This window comes from Phenylobacterium haematophilum, assembly GCF_014196295.1.
Classification (GTDB): Bacteria; Pseudomonadota; Alphaproteobacteria; order Caulobacterales; family Caulobacteraceae; genus Phenylobacterium; species Phenylobacterium haematophilum.
This window is the reverse complement of the sequence record NZ_JACIDK010000005.1, coordinates 143,604-157,594: the sequence shown is the minus strand read 5'-3', so window position 1 is coordinate 157,594 and position 13,991 is coordinate 143,604. Positions and strand designations below refer to the sequence as shown.

The 13,991-nt window shown below is 70.5% G+C and carries 12 protein-coding genes; 6 read left to right on the top strand and 6 right to left on the bottom strand.

The genetic code is table 11. From position 1 onward, the window contains the following. The first annotated feature begins 89 nt into the window (after positions 1 to 89). Complete coding sequence (gene coaBC, locus GGQ61_RS16670; RefSeq protein WP_183775658.1) at positions 90 to 1,283, top strand: bifunctional phosphopantothenoylcysteine decarboxylase/phosphopantothenate--cysteine ligase CoaBC; 1,194 nt, start codon at positions 90 to 92, stop codon at positions 1,281 to 1,283. 4 nt (positions 1,284 to 1,287) lie between these two features. On the opposite strand, the gene GGQ61_RS16665 is transcribed toward coaBC, so the two are convergent. The 3 genes from GGQ61_RS16665 to GGQ61_RS16655 are packed head-to-tail and all read right to left on the bottom strand — an operon-like array spanning position 1,288 to position 2,909. Beyond that, on the bottom strand, positions 1,288 to 1,761 hold the full coding sequence (locus GGQ61_RS16665; RefSeq protein WP_183775292.1) for a hypothetical protein: 474 nt from the start codon (positions 1,759 to 1,761) through the stop codon (positions 1,288 to 1,290). 21 nt (positions 1,762 to 1,782) lie between these two features. Further along, positions 1,783 to 2,175, bottom strand: a complete 393-nt coding sequence (locus GGQ61_RS16660; protein ID WP_246370997.1) for a c-type cytochrome — start codon at positions 2,173 to 2,175, stop codon at positions 1,783 to 1,785. Continuing rightward, a complete protein-coding gene (locus GGQ61_RS16655) occupies positions 2,172 to 2,909 on the bottom strand; it encodes a GntR family transcriptional regulator (RefSeq protein ID WP_183775290.1) in 738 nt (245 codons plus the stop codon). Before GGQ61_RS16655 ends, GGQ61_RS16660 begins: the two co-directional genes overlap by 4 nt. Before the next feature lie 98 nt (positions 2,910 to 3,007). Between GGQ61_RS16655 and GGQ61_RS16650 the strand changes: the two genes are divergently transcribed. From GGQ61_RS16650 to GGQ61_RS16630, 5 genes are all read left to right on the top strand, one after another. Next, the gene (locus GGQ61_RS16650; protein ID WP_246370996.1) at positions 3,008 to 4,573 is read left to right on the top strand and encodes an FAD-linked oxidase C-terminal domain-containing protein; all 1,566 of its coding nucleotides are present in this window, start codon (positions 3,008 to 3,010) and stop codon (positions 4,571 to 4,573) included. A 2-nt stretch (positions 4,574 to 4,575) separates the two neighbouring features. Then, complete coding sequence (locus tag GGQ61_RS16645; protein ID WP_183775288.1) at positions 4,576 to 5,793, top strand: FAD-binding protein; 1,218 nt, start codon at positions 4,576 to 4,578, stop codon at positions 5,791 to 5,793. Then, complete coding sequence (glcF, locus tag GGQ61_RS16640) at positions 5,793 to 7,088, top strand: glycolate oxidase subunit GlcF (RefSeq protein ID WP_183775286.1); 1,296 nt, start codon at positions 5,793 to 5,795, stop codon at positions 7,086 to 7,088. Before GGQ61_RS16645 ends, glcF begins: the two co-directional genes overlap by 1 nt. After that, complete coding sequence (locus GGQ61_RS16635) at positions 7,085 to 7,366, top strand: hypothetical protein (protein ID WP_183775284.1); 282 nt, start codon at positions 7,085 to 7,087, stop codon at positions 7,364 to 7,366. Before glcF ends, GGQ61_RS16635 begins: the two co-directional genes overlap by 4 nt. 73 nt (positions 7,367 to 7,439) lie before the next feature. Beyond that, positions 7,440 to 9,449, top strand: coding sequence for a TonB-dependent receptor domain-containing protein (locus GGQ61_RS16630; protein WP_183775282.1), 2,010 nt, complete (start codon positions 7,440 to 7,442; stop codon positions 9,447 to 9,449). Here the strand turns inward: GGQ61_RS16630 and dut are convergent, their stop codons facing one another. The 3 genes from dut to GGQ61_RS16615 form a co-directional block, all read right to left on the bottom strand. Further along, on the bottom strand, positions 9,450 to 9,914 hold the full coding sequence (gene dut, locus GGQ61_RS16625; protein WP_183775280.1) for a dUTP diphosphatase: 465 nt from the start codon (positions 9,912 to 9,914) through the stop codon (positions 9,450 to 9,452). 80 nt (positions 9,915 to 9,994) lie between these two features. Next, on the bottom strand, positions 9,995 to 11,932 hold the full coding sequence (locus GGQ61_RS16620; protein WP_183775278.1) for an alpha/beta hydrolase family protein: 1,938 nt from the start codon (positions 11,930 to 11,932) through the stop codon (positions 9,995 to 9,997). 108 nt (positions 11,933 to 12,040) lie between these two features. Continuing rightward, on the bottom strand, positions 12,041 to 13,969 hold the full coding sequence (locus tag GGQ61_RS16615; protein ID WP_183775276.1) for an alpha/beta hydrolase family protein: 1,929 nt from the start codon (positions 13,967 to 13,969) through the stop codon (positions 12,041 to 12,043). Between the last annotated feature and the right edge of the window lie 22 nt (positions 13,970 to 13,991).

The following is a 13,991-nucleotide window of genomic DNA, read 5'->3' as shown; positions in this document are numbered from 1 at the left end:
GCGGAACAAATTAAGAACGGAAACCGGCGTTTGTCCAGCTGCTTCGTATGGCCTATGACCGGACCACCATTGCGGAGGGGCACGAAGCCTTGTCGGACAAGCGGATTCTCCTGATAGTCGGTGGCGGCATCGCGGCCTACAAGGCGCTGGAACTGACCAGGCTGCTGCGCAAGGCGGGCATCGGCGTGCGGCCGATCCTGACCAGGGCCGGCGAGCAGTTCGTCACCCCGCTGTCGCTGGCCGCGATCAGCGAGGACAAGGTCTATTCCGAATTGTTCTCGCTGACCGACGAGGCCGAGATGGGCCACATCGAGCTTTCGCGCTCGGCCGACCTGGTCGTCGTGGCCCCGGCCACCGCGGACCTGATCGCCAAGGCCGTGCACGGCCACGCCAACGACCTGGCCTCGACCACGCTGCTGGCCACTGACAAGCCGGTGCTGATGGCCCCGGCGATGAACGTGCGCATGTGGGAGCATCCGGCCACCCGCCGCAACGTCGCCCAGCTGAAGGCCGACGGCGTGCTTTTCGTGGGGCCCGACGAAGGCGCCATGGCCTGCGGCGAATACGGCTTCGGGCGGTTGGCCGAGCCTCCGGTCATATTCGAGGCGATCCTGGCGGCGTTGGAGGGCCCGGCTGCGCGGCCGCTGGCCGGCAAGCGGGCGATCGTCACCGCCGGTCCCACTGCCGAACCGATCGATCCCGTCCGTGTGCTGACGAACAGGTCCAGCGGCAAGCAGGGCTTCGCGATCGCCCAGGCCCTGGCCGAGCTGGGGGCGGAGGTGACCCTCGTCGCCGGCCCTGTCGCGGTCCCGACCCCGGTCGGGGTCAAGCGCGTCGATATCGAGACCGCCCGCGAGATGCTGTCCGCCTGCGAGGCGGCGCTGCCGGCCGACATAGCGGTCTGCGTCGCGGCGGTGTCCGACTGGCGCCCGGAAAGCGCCGCCGGAACCAAGATGAAGAAGGGCGCCGCCGGGCCGCCTACGATCAGCCTGGTCGAGAACCCAGACATTCTGGCGACGCTGTCGAAGTCGCCGCGCCGCCCGGCCCTGGTGGTCGGTTTCGCGGCCGAGACCAACGACGTCGAGGCCTACGCCAAGGCCAAGCTCGCCAAGAAGGGGTGCGACTGGATCGTCGCCAACGACGTCAGCGTCGCCGGCACCATGGGGGGCGACGATAACGCCGTCTCCATCGTCACTACGGACGGCGTCGAACGCTGGGACCGGACCGCCAAATCCGAGGTGGCCCGCAAGCTCGCCGAGCGGATGGCGCAGGCGCTGGGTTGAGCCCTCAGCGCCCGGCTTTTTGCAGGGCGCACAGCAGCATCACCGTGCGGCGGACCAAGTCGCAGGTCCGCATGTGCAGGGCCTCGAGCGTCTTGTCGCCGTCATGCGGCAGGGCGCCGTCGATGTCGAACTGGCCCAGGCCCATGCGTTGGAGGCTGGCGCGGGCCAGGTCCTGCAGCGCATTTTGGCGGCGGTCGGCCAGCGCGCGCGTATCGGAGATTAGGGCGGCGGCCTCGACACCTTGAGAGCCGTGGTCGAGGCGCTCCAGCGCGTCGAGCCGGGCGGCCAGGCTCAGCGGTCGGTCGCTGGCGGTCTCGCCGCCGCCGGCCTGCAGGCAGCGGTCGATGAAGTACTCCAGGAAAGCCCACGTTTCCGAGAACGTCCCCAGCGCATGGTAGTCTGGCGCGCGGGGCGTCGGGCAGGCGTGCGGCGGCGCCCCGGTGGGGCGGGCCCCCGGCCCGACTTCAAGCGTGTTCATGAGTCACCTGGGAGTTGGCGGCTACTTCTGGGTTGCGAGATAGGCGATGACCGCCGCGCGCTGATCGGCGTTCGCCACCCCGACCAGCATCTTGCCGCCCGGAACGACGGCCGACGGCTTGGCCAGGTACTTGTCGAGGTTGGCGGTGGTCCAGGTCTGGCCCCAGCCGCTCAATGCCTTGGAATAGGCGTAGCCCGGCACCGTCGCGGCCTTGCGCCCGACCATGCCCTTGAGCGGCGGGCCGAGCTTGGCCGGGCCGCCGGGGGCGATGGCGTGGCAGGTCCCGCACTGCTGCTTGAACACCGTCTCGCCCTGCACCTGGGCGGCGGCCGAGGTGGCGAGGCCGGTGGCGAGGGCGAAGCCGGCGGCCAGGCCAAGAATGTTGCGTGGGGTCATCGGGACGATCCTGCTCATCGTGCTTCGGTCCGGCGTTTGGGCCGCGAGCGGTCAACGGCCGGCGCGTCGGTCCGTTGCGTCGCGGCGTAGCTGGAGAACTTCTCCGGCTCGTCATAGGAGACCCTCAGGTGTGCAATCACGGCGTCCTCTGGCGAGACGTTGGTGCGGCCCAAAACCACATCCAGAAGTCCGCGATGACGGTTCAGGCGCCACTTGATGGTCTCGCCGCGGTCCTGGGCGGCATGGGCGAAGAGCACGGTGCACAGGGAGTCGAGGGTGCGCGCCAGGTACGGATTGCCCGACAGCGCCCAGATCTCGCGGTGAAATTCGAAGTCGGTGGTGGCCCCGGCCGGCCGGTCGCCCACCTCCCAGGCCTCCATCTGCGCGACCATGGCGCTGAGCCGCGCGGCGGCGGCCTTGGTCATGTTGGCGCGGCACAGGCGCAGGGCCTCGGCCTCCAGAACCACGCGGATGCTGTTGATGCGCTGGACGTCCTCGTCGGTCAGGCGGGTGACGAACATGCCGCGGCGGGCATGGTTGGTGACCAGGCCGCTTTCCTGCAGCTGCATCAGCGCCTCGCGGATCGGGATGCGGCTGATGCTGAACTCGCGGGCCAACTGACTCTCGTTGAGGCGCGAGCCTGGCGGATAGCGCCCCGACAGGATCGCCTGGCGCAGCAGGCGCAGGATATGCGACTTCAGCGTAGTCGGCGTGGCGCCATGCGGGTCGCCCAGGGGAAAATCGCCGTCCATGAAATCCACGCCTAAGCCCAGCCACCGAGCCGGGTTTTCGTATTCAGTATACGAAATGGGCTCACCTAGGGGAAGCATGAGGCGCCGCGGCGGTGGTCATGGCCGACCGGCCGGGCTATGTCGAGCCGTCAGTTCGAGCGGGGAGGCCGGGCGGCCATGTTGAGATCGGCGCAGCCATGCTGATGCCCGCGCCCGATCAGGGCCTGCTAGCCCGTCGCGGCGAATTCGTCGCCGCCCTGCGCGCGATCGTCCCCGGCGAAGGCGTGATCGACGACGACGCCGGCCTGGCCGCCTACGAGTGCGACGGCCTGACCGCCTATCGCCAGCGGCCGATGATCGTGGTGCTGCCGGACACTGTCGACCAGGTCAGCCGGGTGCTGGCCTACTGCCACAGCGTCGGCCTCAAGGTGGTGCCGCGCGGGGCCGGGACCTCGCTGTCGGGCGGCTCGCTGCCGCTGGCCGACGGGGTGATCCTGGGGATGGGCAAGTTCAATCGCATCCTCGACATCGACTACGCCAACCGTTGCGCGGTGGTGCAGCCGGGGGTGACCAACCTGTCGGTGACCCATGCGGTGGCCGGCGAGGGGTTCTATTACGCGCCCGATCCCTCCAGCCAGATCGCCTGCTCGATCGGCGGCAACGTCGCCGAAAACGCCGGCGGCGTGCACTGCCTGAAATACGGCATGACCACCAACAACCTGCTCGGCGTCGAGCTGGTGCTGATCGACGGCACGGTGATGCGGCTGGGCGGCAAGCACCTGGACCCGCAGGGTTTGGACCTGCTGGGCGTGGTCTGCGGCTCGGAAGGTCTGCTGGGCGTGGTGACCGAGGTGACGGTCCGCATCCTCCAGGCGCCGGAGACCCAGCGCGCCCTGTTGATGGGCTTCCAGGAGGTCGAGGCGGCCGGCGCCTGCGTCGCCGCGGTGATCGCCGCCGGGATCATTCCGGCCGGCATGGAGATGATGGACCGCCTGGCCATCGCCGCGGCCGAGGCGTTCGTGAAGGTCGGCTATCCGCTCGACGTCGAGGCGCTGCTGATCATCGAACTGGACGGACCGCCGGCCGAGGTCGACCACCTGATCGAGGTGGTGCGCGAGATCGGCGAGGACTGCGGCGCCAGCTACCTCCGCATCTCGACGGGCGAGGACGAGCGCAAGGGCTTCTGGGCCGGGCGCAAGGCGGCGTTCCCGGCGGTGGGCCGGATCTCGCCCGACTACTACTGCATGGACGGGACTATCCCGCGCGGAACCCTGCCGCACGTGCTGCGGCGGATGACCGAGCTGTCGGAGCAGTACGGCCTGCGCATCGCCAATGTCTTCCACGCCGGCGACGGCAATCTGCATCCGCTGATCCTCTACGACGCGGACGTCCCCGGCGAGCTGCACCGGGCCGAAGAACTGGGCGCGGCGATCCTGACGCTCTGCGTCGAGGTCGGCGGGGTGCTGACCGGCGAGCACGGGGTTGGCGTTGAGAAGCGCGACCTGATGGAGGTCCAGTTCGGGCCGGCCGACCTCGACCAGCAGCAGCGCCTGAAGTGCGCGTTCGACGAGGACGGCCTGCTGAACCCCGGCAAGGTGTTCCCCAAGCTGTGCCGCTGCGCCGAGCTCGGCCGCGTGCACATCCACGGCGGCAAGGTCCGCTTCCCCGAACTGGATCGGTTCTGACCGTGGCCTGGACCCCCAAGACTGCGGACGAGGCGCGGGTCGCTGTCGCCGACGCCCTAGCCCAGGGGCGGACGCTGGAGCTGGTCGGAACCGGCACGCGGCGCGGCTTCGGGCGGCCGGTGGCGGCGGACGAGGTGCTGGACCTGTCGGCGCTGAACCGTGTCGTCACCTACCAGCCCGAGGAGCTGATCCTGGCGGTAGAGCCGGCGACGCCGATGGCGCAGATCGCGGCCATGTTGGCGGAGGCCGGACAATGCCTGGCCTTCGAGCCGCCGGACTTCGGGCCCCTGTGGGGGCTTGCAGCGGGGCAAGGCACGGTGGGCGGGGCGATGATGACCGGCCGCGGCGGGCCGCGCCGGCTGACCGCGGGCGGGCCGCGCGACCACTGCCTGGGGATCAAGGGCGTCAACGGCTTCGGCGAGGCGTTCGCGGCCGGCGGCCGCGTGGTCAAGAACGTCACCGGCTTCGACGTCGCCAAGCTGGCGACCGGCAGCTTCGGCACGCTCTGCGCGGTCACCGAGTTGACCTTGAAGGTGCTGCCGGCGCCGCCGCAGGCGCAGACCCTGGCGATCCGCGGCCTGTCGGACGAAGCGGCGATGGGCGTCATGTCCAAGGCGCTGGGCTGTCCGGCCCAGGTGTCGTCGGCCGCGCACCTGCCGGCCGACGTCGCCGCGCGCTCGCAGGTCGGGGAGCTTTCGGCCGCCCACGGCGCGGTGACGCTGCTGCGGGTCGAGGGCGTCGGCCCGTCGGTGACAGCGCGGATCGCGCACCTGACCGACGTGCTGTCGGCCGAGGCGCGGCAGGCGGTGCTGGACCGCGAGGCCTCGCACCTGGCCTGGAAGGAGATTGCCGACGCCTCGGCCTTCGTCGGCGGCGAGGGTCAGATCTGGAAGCTGTCGGTTCCTCCGATGATGGGCGCGGCTGTCGGCCGTCGGCTGGCGGACGAACTCTCTGGCCGCTGCTTCTACGACTGGGGCGGCGGCGCGGTGTGGCTGGAGCTACCGGCCGCGCCCGACGCTCACGCGGGCCGCGTGCGCGAGGTGCTGGCGCAGGTCGCGGGCGGCGAGGCCCATGCGACGCTGATGCGCGCTGACGCTGACGTGCGGGCGCAGGTTGCGCCGTTCCAACCGTTGGCGCCCGGCGTCGCGGCGCTGACCGAGCGGGTGCGGGCGCAGTTCGACCCGCAGCGCATCTTCAATCCCGGCCGGATGTACGCCTGATGCAGACCAGCTTCTCGCCCGCGCAACTGGCCGACCCGGATACGGCGGCGTCGGAAAAGATCATTCGCACCTGCGTGCATTGCGGGTTCTGCACCTCGACCTGCCCGACCTACCTGCTGCTGGGCGACGAGCTCGACAGCCCGCGGGGCCGAATCTACCTGATGAAGGAGATGCTCGAGAAGGGCGGGCCGCCGTCGCCGCGGGCCGTCAAGCACGTCGACCGCTGCCTCTCCTGCCTGTCCTGCATGACCACCTGCCCGTCGGGCGTGAACTACATGCACCTGGTCGATCACGCCCGGGCCTATATCGAGGAGCATCATGTTCGTCCGTGGCCGGAGCGTTTTCTGCGCGGAATGCTGGCGCGGGTGCTGCCGGACCGGGCGCTGTTCCGTGCGGCGCTGCGGCTGGCCCAGGTCGGGCGGCCGTTAGCCGGGCTGCTGCCCGGGCGGCTGAAGGGCATGGCGGCGATGGCCCCCGCGCGGTTGCCGGCGCCAGATCCCTCTGAAAAGGCGCAAGTTTTCAAGGCCGTGGGCGAGCGGCGGGCGCGGGTGGCGCTGCTGGCCGGCTGCGCCCAGCCGGTGCTGGCGCCCGAGATCAACACCGCCGCGATCCGGCTGCTGAACCGCCTTGGGGTCGAGGTGGTCACCGCGTCCGGGTCGGGCTGCTGCGGGGCGCTGCCGCACCACCTCGGCAAGGCCGATCGCTCGCACGTTCTGGCCCAGGCCAACATCGCCGCATGGACCCGTGAAATCGACGGCGAGGGGCTCGACGCGATCATCGTCACGGCCTCCGGATGCGGGACTACCGTGAAGGATTACGGCTTCGTCTTCCGGGAATCTGCCGAATGGGCTGAGCGGGCGGCCAGGGTCTCAGCGCTGGCCAAGGACATTACCGAGCTTCTTCAAGGACTTGGACCGCTGCCGCAGGTCGGGATCCCGCCGTTGCGCGTCGCCTACCACTCGGCCTGCTCGCTGCAGCACGGCCAGCAAATCGGCAATGTTCCCAAGGCCTTGCTGCAAGCGGCAGGTTTGACGATCGTCGAGCCGATCGAGCCGCATATCTGCTGCGGATCGGCGGGAACCTACAACCTCCTGCAGCCGGAGCTGGCCGGACGCCTGCGCGAGCGCAAGGTCGCCAATCTCGAGGCGACGAAGCCGGACGTGATCGCCGCGGGCAACATCGGCTGCCTGACCCAGATCGCCGGCGGCTCGGGCGTGCCGGTGGTGCACACGGTCGAGTTGCTCGACTGGGCGGCGGGCGGTCCTGCGCCGGCGGCGCTGGCGGGCCGCTTGTGAGGCGGCTGGCGCTGCTTGTCCTGATCGCCGCCACCGGCGCGTCCGCACAGAGGCCGGACGACCTGCCGGCGGGACCGGGGCGGGCCGAGACGGTGCGGGTCTGCACCGGCTGCCATGAGGCCGATGTGCTGGTGCATCGCAGCCAGAAGACCGCCGCCTGGATCGACGTCGTCCAGGCGATGGTCGAGAAGGGCGCCGAGGCTTCGAGCGCCGATCAGGCGGCGATCGTGGCCTACCTCCAGAAAGCGTTACCGGTTGAGGGCTCGGGAGGGCGATAAACCGCCGTTCGCGCCGTAGACATTCGCCGTACTCAGCCGTAGATCACGCGGCTAGTTCGGAAGGGGGACGCGCGTGGGAGTACTGTCGATCGCCTTGCTGGCTGCGGCCCTGACCCAGGACGCCGGCGCCGCGCCCGCCGACCAGGCGGTGACCAGCTATGACGCCGGCTTCTTCGCCGCCTCGCGGCCGGGCGACGCCAAGGCGATGATCGACCGCATTCCCGGCTTCGCCTTCGACGGCGGCGGCGCCGTGCGCGGCCTGTCGGGCGCGGCCGGCAACGTGCTGATCGATGGGCGCCGGCCCTCGTCCAAAAGCGACTCGCTGAGCGACGTGCTGGCCCGCATCCCGGCCGACCAGGTGATCCGCATCGACGTGATCCGCGGCGGCGCGCCCGGGATCGACATGCAGCGCAAGCCGGTGGTGGCCAATGTCATCCGCGATCCGCGCGGCGGGATCAGCGGGACGGTCACGGTCTCCGACACCCTGACGCTCGACGCCGAGGGCCGCAACGAGGGCGAGGTCGCGGCTGATCTGGCCGCGCGGCTGGGCGCCCACGTGTTCGAGGCGGCCGCCAGCTACGAGCGCGGCGACGCGCACGACCGCCGCGGCACGCACCGGGTGCGCACCGCCGGCGACGGGCGGCTGCTGATGGACTCGCGGATCGACAGCGACAAGCCGGGCGAGGAGGTGGTCGGTTCGGCCGCCTACGAAACCGCCCTACCGCTGGGCGACGTGCGGCTGAACATCCGCGGCTATCGCGAGATCACCGACGTGACCGAGCGCGACGCCTTCGACTATCCGGCCGGCTCTGGCCTGCTCAAGGAAGCCTATCGCGGGGCAGGCGGCGAGTTCGGCGGCCGCTATGTCGCGCCGCTGGGCGGCGGGGTCGAGCTGGAGACCGTGGCGCTGCGCTCGTGGCGCACCAACGAGACGCGGGCGACGTCGGTGACCGCCGCCAAGACCGTCGGCTATCGCCGGTTCGACGAGTCCGGGGAGACGGTCGGACGTGCGGTGCTGCGCTTCCATGGCTGGGACGCGCTGTCGCTGGAGACGGGCCTCGAGGCCGCGTTCAACTGGCTGGAGGGCGACAGCGCGCTGATGGTCGGCGGGGCCCTGGTCCCGGCGCCGGGGTCGCAGGCGCGAGTCGAGGAACGGCGCGGCGACGGCTTCGCGACGGGGGTGTGGCAACCCTCGCCGATGCTGGCGCTGGAGGCCGGCCTGCGCTTCGAGGCCTCGGTGCTGGATCCCGGCCGTGGCGAGGAGCAGGGCCTGGAGTTCGCCAAGCCGTCGGCGGCGCTGACCTGGACGCCCAACGCGCAACAGTTGGTCCGTATACGGATCGAGCGCGAAGTCGGGCAGCTGAACTTCAACGACTTCGTCGCCTCGGTGAACATGTACACCGGCGTGGTGACCGCCGGGGCGGGCATGCTGGCCCCGACCCAGACCCTGCGGACGGAGGTCGCCTTCGAGCAGCGGTTCGCCGGCCGCGGGGCGCTGGCGGCGATCCTGCGCCACGAACAGATCGAGGACGTCATCGGCCTGGCGCCGGTCGCCGGTCCCAACGGCCTTTTCGACGCGCGCAGCAATGTCGGCCCGGGCCTGCGCCAGATGCTCGAGGTGAACTCGACCGTGCCGCTGGACGCCGGCGGCATTTCAGGCGGGCTGCTGAAGGCCGGGCTCAAGGCGGTGCGGTCCGAAGTCACCGACGCGGCGACCGGCGAGCATCGCAGCTATTCGGGCCAGTCGGCGCTGGAGTGGAACGCGGCCTTCACCCAGGACCTGCCGGAGTGGAACGCCACCTGGGGCGTCAACCTGTCGGGCTTCACCGACAAGACCGCCTACCGCTTCGACGGGACCGAGGTCAGCGGCGCCGAACCGTGGGCCTCGGCCTTCGTCGACTATTCGCCGCGCGCCGACGTGACCCTGCGGCTGGAGGTCAACAACCTGACCGGCCGCAGCGCCTGGAGCGAGCGGGACGTGCACGCCGGGCTGCGGCACGTCGCCGACCTCGTCTACGCCGAGCGGCGCGACGAGGAGAGCTATCGCAACGTGCGGCTCAGCGTCCGCAAGGCGTTCAACTAGCTAGACGCCGGTGGAGCCGTGGCCGCCGGCGCCGCGGACGGTGTCGTCGAGCTCGTCGGCCTCGACCAGGGTCCATTGCGGGGCGGCGGCGATGATCCCCTGGGCGATGCGGTCGCCGCGGCGGACGTGGAAGGCCTCGGCGCCGAGATTGATCAGGCAGACGAGGATCTGGCCGCGATAGTCGCAGTCGACGGTGCCGGGCGTGTTGACGATGGAGACGCCGTTCTTCGCGGCCAGGCCCGAACGCGGCCGGATCTGCATCTCGTAGCCGATCGGCAGGGCGACCGCGAAGCCGGTCGGGATCAGCGCCCGGGCGTTCGGCTCGATGGTCACCGTTTCGCCCTCGGGCACGGCGGCGCGGAAGTCGAAGCCGGCGGCGCCGGCGGTGGCGTAGGCGGGCAGCGGCAGATCGTGGTTGCCTTCCCAGCGCTTGAAGGTCGCCGTCAGGCCGCGCGTTTCAGTCATCCGGGGTCGCCCTTGCTTTGAGTGTGAGGGCGGAATGCCAGAGCCCGGCCGCCGCCTCAAGGGCGACGGCCGGAGACGGGTCAGTTCGTCACTGGCAGCTGCTTGGCCAGAAAGGTCTCCAGCGCCTGCAGCATCTGGGTGCGGGTCGCCGAGCGGGTCATGTAGTGGTTCTCGCCGGCCAGGACGACGTACTCGACCGGCTTGCCGGCCGCCTTGAGCGCGTTGGCCATGACCTGCGACTGCTGCGGGGCGACGATGGTGTCCTGGTCGCCGTGGATCAGCAGGATCGGGGCGGTGGCCTTGCTGACCAGCAGGGCCGGCGAGGTGGCGTTCAGCTTGCCCTTGTCGGCGGCGCCAAGCATGGCGCGCAGCTCGCCGATGCCGGCGGAGTCGTCGCCCGAGGTCCGCCACAGCTGTTCGAGCAACAGGCCGAGGTCGGCGACGCCCGCGATCGAAGCGGCGCACTTGTAGGCCTCCGGGTGCATGGTGGCCCCGGCCAGGGCCGCATAGCCGCCGAAGCTGGCCCCGACGACGCAGACCTTGCCAGCGTCGGCCTTGTCGGCGACGGCGGCGATCCCGTCGAGCAGGTCGGTCTGCATCTTGCCGCCCCACTCGCCGGCCCCGGCGTTCTCGAAGGCGGCGCCGAAGCCCCAGGAGCCGCGGAACTGCGGCTGCAGCACCGCGTAGCCGCGGGTGGCGAGGAACTGGGCGATGTAGTCGAAGTCGAAGTGGTCGCGCGCGGTCGGGCCGCCGTGCGGCAGCACGATCAGCGGCGGCTTGGCGCCGGCCGCCAGGCCGGGCGGCAGGGTCAGATAGGCCGGAATCTCAAGGCCGTCGCGGGCCTTGTAGGTGATCCAGCTGGTCTGGCCGAGGGCGGTGTCCTTGAGCTCAGGGTACTCTTCGCCGAGCGGCGAGAGCTCCTTGCGAGTCTTGTCGAACAGATAGCGGACGCCCGGCGAGGCGGGCGAGCTCACCCGGACCAGGAAGCGGGTGCGGTCGGCCGACCAGTCGGTGAGCGAGACGTCCTTGCCCTTGAAGGCCTTGGCCAACGCCGCGTGGGTGGCGCCGAGGTCGGCGTCGAGCCACTCGTAGACCGGCTTCTCCGCGCCGCCGATGATGGCGACCGGCGCGACGCGGTGCGGATCCCAGAGCATCTTCGGCGAGACGCCGTTCAACGGCTGGCCGACTGGCTGTTCGGCGCCGCCGACCAGCGACTTGCGGACGATGCGGTCGCCCATGGCCAGGTAGATCGCGTCCTCAGGGGCCGAATAGCCGAGGTACTGTCGGCGGCTCTCATAGTCGCCGCCCTGCCAGATCTGGGTCCAGGCGCGGGCGCCTGAGCGGGCGTAGACCTCGAACTTGTGGGTCAGCTCGTCGATATCCAGGCGCACCTTGGCCTCGCCGGCCGGATTGAGCTCCCAGCGGATGGTGTCGGAGTCGCCCTTCTCGACGCGCACGCCCTTGCCGGTGGCGGGATCGACCTTCATCAGCGCATAGGCCCAGCCTTCGGTCCCCTTGCGCTTGATGCGGGTGTCCATGCCGCTGTTGGCCTCGATCGGCGTCAGGCCCAGCACGTAGACGCTGGCCGGCGGCCCGGCGACGACCCCGAGCACCGGCTGCGTCACGAGGTACTGCGAGAAGGCGTCGCTTTCGAGCAGGCGCGAGACGGCCTGGCCCTGGGTGTTGATCGAGACGTTGCGCTCGAAGCGATAGGCCAGGCGCGGGCCTTCCGAGCGCCAGTAGGCCATGCGGGCCAGGACGTGATCGTTGCCGGCCCAGCTCAGGCCGACGGCCTCGGCGTCGCCGAGCGCCAGCGCCGGCATGTTCGGATCGTCGATGGTGGCGATCGAGACGTAGCGCTGCTCGGACGTGCCGCCGAGCAGGGCGACGCGGCGGCCGTCGGGCGAAATGGCGGTGTCGACGACGGCCGGGACGCGACCAAAAGCCGTGGCCGGCGGCGGCGCAGCATGGGCTGCGCCCGCGAGAGTCGCGAGCGCGACGGCCGTGATGATACGCATGGCTGAGCTATTCCTTGGATGCGGCCGAGCCGAAGTCCCCCGGAACGGCTCTATAAGGATGCGGCGCAGTCGCGCAACCAGACGGGGCGCCGCACCCCCAAGTTCGCGTCAGCTCGGCGCGTAGCTCTTCGCCAGGAAGGTTTCCAAAGCCTCCAGCATCTGCACGCGATTGGTCCCGCGTGAGAAGTAGTGGGCCTCGTCCTTCATGACGATGTGCTCGACCGGCTTGCCGGCGGCCTTGAGCGCGTCGGCCATCACCTGCGACTGCTCGGGATCGATCTCGGTGTCCTGGTCGCCGTGGATCAGCAGCACCGGGCCGCCGACCTTGCCGGCGAAGCGAGCCGGGGAGGCCCCGCTGAGCTTGTTCTTCCCCGTCCCGCCCATGCGTTCGCGCAGCCGCTCCAGCGCCGGAGACTCGTAGTCGTAGAACCAGCGGCGCTTGGACATCATCAGCCCGAGGTCCGAGAGCCCGCCCATCGAGGCCGCGCACCGCCAGGACTCCGGCTGCAGCGCGATCGCCGTCAGGGCGGTGTAGCCGCCGAAGTCGTGGCCGACGATGCAGGGGCGACGCGCATCGACCTCGCCCGAGACGGCGGCGACGGCGTCGATCAGGTCGGTCTGCATCTTGCCGCCCCATTCGCCGAAGCCGGCCTCGTAGAACTCGTCGCCGAAGCCCCAGAGGCCGCGGTGATAGGGCTGCAGCACGGCGTAGCCGCGGCTGGCCAGGAACTGGACCATGTAGTCGAAGCTGGCGCGGCCGCCGACGCCCGGCGCCTCGCCGGCCATCACCACCAGCGGCGGCCTGGCGCCCGGCGCCGTGTTCGGGGGCAGGGTGAGATAGGCCTGGATGTCCTTGCCGTCGCGGGCTTTGAACGACAGCCAGCGGCCCTGAGCGACCGGCGCGTCCTTGAGCTCGGGATATTCCTCGCCCAGCAGGGAGACTTCCTTTCGGCCGCGGTCATAAAGATAGACCGCGTCCGGCGTGGTCCGCGAACTGACGTGGAACAGGACGCGGTTGCGGTCGGCCGACCAGTCGAGCAGCCAGACCTCCTTGCCCTTGAGGATCTTGCTCAGCGAGGTGTGGACGGCGCCGAGTTCGGGGTCGAGCCACTTGTAGCTCTCGGTCGCGCCGCCCCCGCTGACGATGGCCAGCGGCGCCGCCCGCATGTGATCCCACAGCATGTAGGGCGAGGTGTCCGACGCCGGGCGATCGACGACCTGCGCCGCCGCGCCGCTCGTGGGCTGGCGGACAATTTCCCCGCTTTCGAGGAACAGGTAGACCGCGTCCTCCGGCGCCGAGTAACCGAGGAAGCGTTCGCGGCCGCCCAGCTTGGTCGACCAGAACCGCGTCCAGAGCGCCGCGCCCTGGCCCGGTCGAGAGAGGTGGATGGCCTCGACGTCGGTGATGCGGTTGGAGTCGTAGTCGTGGCGCACGCGTGCTGCGCCAGTCGCATCGACGCTGAAGCTCCGGGTGGTCCTTGCGCCCTTGGCGATGGTTTCGCCAAGCCCGGTGGCCGGATCGACGCGCCAGAGCGCCATCACCGTGCCTTCGTTGCCGCCGTTCGCCCCGCCGCGCAGGACGATCCTGCCGGAGCCGTCCTGGGGCGCGACCATGATCGGTTGATTGTAGAAGTGCTGGGAGTAGGTCTCGTTCTCCAGCAGACGCGTGGCGAGCTTGGCCTCGGGCGTGATGGAGACGTGGCGCTCGAAGCGGTGCATCTCCTTGGGACGAGGCGAGAACCAGAATGCGGTCCGCAGCAGCAGGTGATCATCGCCGGACCAGATCAGGCTGAGCCCCTCGCCCGCGCCCAGCGGCAAGACCGGCACGTTCGGCTCGTCGATGGTGGCGATGGAGACGAAGCGCTTGCCGTCTTGGCCGCCGAGCATCCCGATGCGGCGGCCGTCGGGGGAGATCGCCGCGTCGGCGAGGGCCGGAAACCTGCCGTAGGCGGATGCGGGAGCCGGCGCGGCCTGCGCCGACGCGACAAAACCGAGGACGCCCGCCCATGCGGCGGCCGCCAGAACGCTACGCTGCAAAATACTTTCCCCCTGAATGCCC